Genomic DNA, 905 nt, shown 5'->3' with positions numbered 1-905 from the left:
TAAAGCTCTGGCTTTCACTCACTTCAATGCCCGCAGAGTTCGTCCCCGTCACCATCACAGTATAAGTACCATTGGTTTGGTGACTCATGTCCATTGCGTCACTGATCCAAGTGCCACCGGCTTGTACTGTCGCGCTGCCGCTTTTTAGTACCGTCGCGCTGCCTTGGGCTTTCACTTCAAGACGCAAGGACTGACCGTCAAAACGTGTCGACGTGCCTTCGAATTGTAGCGTGGCGGCTTGCGTTTCATCCACATTACCCACTGGCGTAATAGCTAAGGTTGGCGTGATCGGCATGGAGTAAGCCGTGTTCTGGCTACCGGTATTTCCTGATAAGTCTTGGTAGTCACGAACAAGCAACGCCACATTCAGCTCTGACGAGTCTGGTACCACTACATCACCAGTCCAAACACTTGGGTCCGCGGTTGCCACTAACGAGGTGATCGTCGTACCACCTAACTCTGCTGCGGCGGATTGCAGATCTTTATCGAATTCCAGCGTCACCGTCACGCTTTGGCCGATGGCTTGGTGCTCAGGCGTAAACATCGCGTTAGTCAGCGTTGGCAGAGACTGCGCCAGTGTAAAGCTCTGGCTTTCACTCACTTCAATGCCCGCAGAGTTCGTCCCCGTCACCATCACAGTATAAGTACCATTGGTTTGGTGACTCATGTCCATTGCGCCACTGATCCAAGTGCCACCGGCTTGTACCGTTGCACTGCTGCTTTTTAGTACCGTCGCGCTGCCTTGGGCTTTCACTTCAAGACGCAGGGACTGACCGTCAAAACGTGTCGACGTGCCTTCGAATTGTAGTGTGGCGGCATGCGTTTCATCCACATTGCCCACTGGCGTAATAGCTAAGGTCGGCGTGATCGGCATGGAGTAAGCCGTGTTCTGGCTACCGGTATTC

General features: G+C 53.5%; 1 protein-coding gene. It reads right to left on the bottom strand.

Going from position 1 to position 905, the window contains the following annotated elements; all coding sequences use genetic code 11:
- Positions 1-905: tandem large repeat (locus IQP38_RS26650; RefSeq protein WP_228010130.1), on the bottom strand; the 905-nt coding region annotated here is incomplete at both ends.

Source organism: Vibrio sp. OPT41 (assembly GCF_015163595.1).
In the GTDB taxonomy this organism is placed as follows: Bacteria; Pseudomonadota; Gammaproteobacteria; order Enterobacterales; family Vibrionaceae; genus Vibrio; species Vibrio alginolyticus.
Note: the sequence above shows the minus strand (reverse complement) of the source record. Positions and strands in the feature narration are given on the sequence as shown.